The following is a 2,601-nucleotide window of genomic DNA, read 5'->3' as shown; positions in this document are numbered from 1 at the left end:
GACCAGCGGGATCAGCTTCTCGGGGAAGTGGTAGGGGCCATAGTTGTTGCTGCAATTGGTGGTGATCACCGGCAGGCCGTAAGTGTGGTGCCAGGCGCGTACCAGATGGTCGCTTGCCGCCTTGGAGGCGGAGTAGGGGCTGTTGGGCTCGACGCGGTGGGTTTCGCTAAATGGCGGCTCGGTCGGCGCCAGTGTGCCGTACACCTCATCGGTGGAGACATGCAAAAAGCGGAAAGCCTGCTTGGCTTCGCTTGCCAGCTCGCTCCAGTAGCCGCGCATGCTTTCCAGCAGATTAAAGGTGCCGACGATATTGGTCTGGATAAAATCGCCCGGGCCGTGGATGGAGCGGTCGACATGGCTTTCGGCGGCGAAATTGATTACCGCGCGCGGCTGATGCTCGGCCAGCAGCTTGGCTAGCAGCTCGCGGTCGCCGATGTCGCCACGCACAAACAGATGGCGCGGGTCGTCAGTCAGCGATTTGAGGGTATCGAGGTTGCCGGCGTAGGTGAGGGCGTCGAGGTTGAGGACCGGCTCGTCGGATTGTGCCAGCCAGTCGAGTACAAAATTGCCGCCGATAAAGCCGGCGCCGCCGGTAACCAAGATCATGTCGAATCCGTTTCTTGAAATAGTGGGGGAAGCGTATGCGGTATTTTATGGCGAAAATCGAGAGATGGGGTCAGTTTGCACTGAAAAGGCAAAGGCGACAGCAGCTTGTTACCAAGCCGATGCCGCCTTTGACCGAACTACCCAAAAGGTGTGCAGCGCAAGCGCTGCGGGGTCTTGCCTCCAAAATCTGCAGCTATTTTAAGGCGGAAAACCGTAGCTGCCTATCCGTAGAACTACTGAGTGGCGGCAGAAAGTTGTTGGGGATGTTTACAGCTTTGTTGTGGGACTCGGGAGCTGGGATCCGGGATTCGCGGCCTTGATGTGATTTGCTCGGCGCTAAACACTGAAACCCGAGTCCCGAGTCCCGAGTCCCGAGTCCTAGACGTAGCCCTTCGGATTCAGGCTTTGCCAGCGCCAGCTGTCGTTGCACATGTCCTGCAGGGTCTTTTCGGCCTGCCAGCCCAATAGCTCGCGGGCGGTGCTCGGGTCGGCCCAGCATGCTGCGATGTCGCCGGCGCGGCGCGGTACGATTTGATAAGGCACGCTGCGGCCGCTGGCAGTTTCGAAGGCCTTGACCATGTCCAGCACCGAATAGCCCTGACCGGTACCAAGGTTGACGGTGAGCAGCCCGTCATGGGTTTTCAGCGCACCCAGTGCGGCCAGATGGCCACGGGCGAGGTCTTCGACGTGGATGTAGTCGCGTACGCCGGTGCCATCCGGGGTGGGGTAGTCGTTGCCGAATACCGACAGTTGCTCGCGCTGGCCGATGGCGACTTGCGACACGAAGGGCATCAGGTTATTGGGGATGCCGCTCGGGTCTTCGCCGATCAGGCCGCTTTCGTGCGCGCCCACCGGATTGAAGTAGCGCAGGATGGCGATATTCCAGTCCGGCTCGGCTTTGACCAGATCGCGCAGCATGTCTTCGACCATCAGCTTGCTGCGGCCATACGGGTTGGTGGCGGATAGCGGGAAGTCTTCGCGTATCGGCGTGGTGGCCGGGTCGCCATAGACGGTGGCGCTGGATGAAAACACCAGGTTTTTAACGTTGTGGCGCTGCATCGCCTGCAGCAGCTTGATTGTGCCGCCGACGTTGTTGTTGTAATAGGCCAGCGGTTGTTCGACCGACTCGCCCACCGCTTTCAGGCCGGCAAAATGTATCACTGCCGTGATCGGGTAGTGGAACACCAGATCCAGTTTTTCACGATCGAGAATATCGCCCTCGACCAGCAGCACCTGCTTGCCGGTGATCTTCTCCACCCGGCGCAGCGCCTCGGGCTTGCTGTTGCTGAGATTGTCGAGCACAACCAGCTGCTCGCCGGCCTGCAATAGTTGTACGCAAGTGTGGCTGCCGATATAACCGGCGCCGCCAGTGACGAGGATCATGGTGGGCTCCTTTTCGGGGGGGAGGGGGCTGGGTGGCGCCCCCATCCGGTTTGACTTAGGTCAGACCTGTGCTTCTTTGCGTTTACGCATCTGACCGCGTATCAGTACCAAGAGTATGCCGATAAACAGGCCGCCGATAGTGCCTAGTGCTGCGATCAAGGCCCGTTTTGGCTTGAGCTTTTCTTCAGGAACGACGGCCGGGTCTATGGTCTTGAATGCATACTCCTGCTGTACTTCGGCCAGCATCAGGGTTTTGGTTTGTTGTTCAATCAGCTGCGAAAAAACCATATGCATGTTTGCCAGTGCGGTTTGCGACTGCTGCTTGTGCAGGTAATCGATGTTTTTACGGGCATCGATCTGGTCGCGCTCACGCACCGCCTGGTTCAGGTCATGGACGAACCAGTCTGCCCATTGCTTGGCCAGTTCCGGCGAGTAAAAGTCCAGCGTCAGTGTCACCAGTCCGGATTTTTTGTCCTTGTCCAGCGACAGTATCTCGCTGAAGGCCTTGTACAGTTCCCAATCGCTTGGCGCGACAGACTGGCCTTCTTGTACCTCGCGCACCCATTGTTTGCTGCGGGTGTCGTACAGATCTTGGTCTATCAGCAGTTGGCC

The 2,601-nt window shown here is 58.7% G+C and carries 3 protein-coding genes; all 3 read right to left on the bottom strand.

The features are described 5' to 3' along the window. Positions 1 to 606: dTDP-glucose 4,6-dehydratase (locus tag ACRC1E_RS13400; RefSeq protein WP_438515590.1), on the bottom strand; the 606-nt coding region annotated here is incomplete at its 3' end. Positions 607 to 984: 378 nt separating this feature from the next. Then, positions 985 to 1,989 (bottom strand): UDP-glucose 4-epimerase GalE, encoded by a 1,005-nt coding sequence (gene galE / locus ACRC1E_RS13395; protein WP_438515589.1) that lies wholly within the window; start codon positions 1,987 to 1,989, stop codon positions 985 to 987. Between the two features lie 60 nt (positions 1,990 to 2,049). Further along, positions 2,050 to 2,601, bottom strand: a 552-nt coding sequence (locus ACRC1E_RS13390) for a GNVR domain-containing protein (protein ID WP_438515588.1), incomplete at its 5' end; no start/stop codon positions are given.

Source organism: Craterilacuibacter sp. (assembly GCF_051659485.1).
Classification (GTDB): domain Bacteria; phylum Pseudomonadota; class Gammaproteobacteria; order Burkholderiales; family Chromobacteriaceae; genus Craterilacuibacter.
This window is presented reverse-complemented; position numbering and strand designations above follow the sequence as displayed.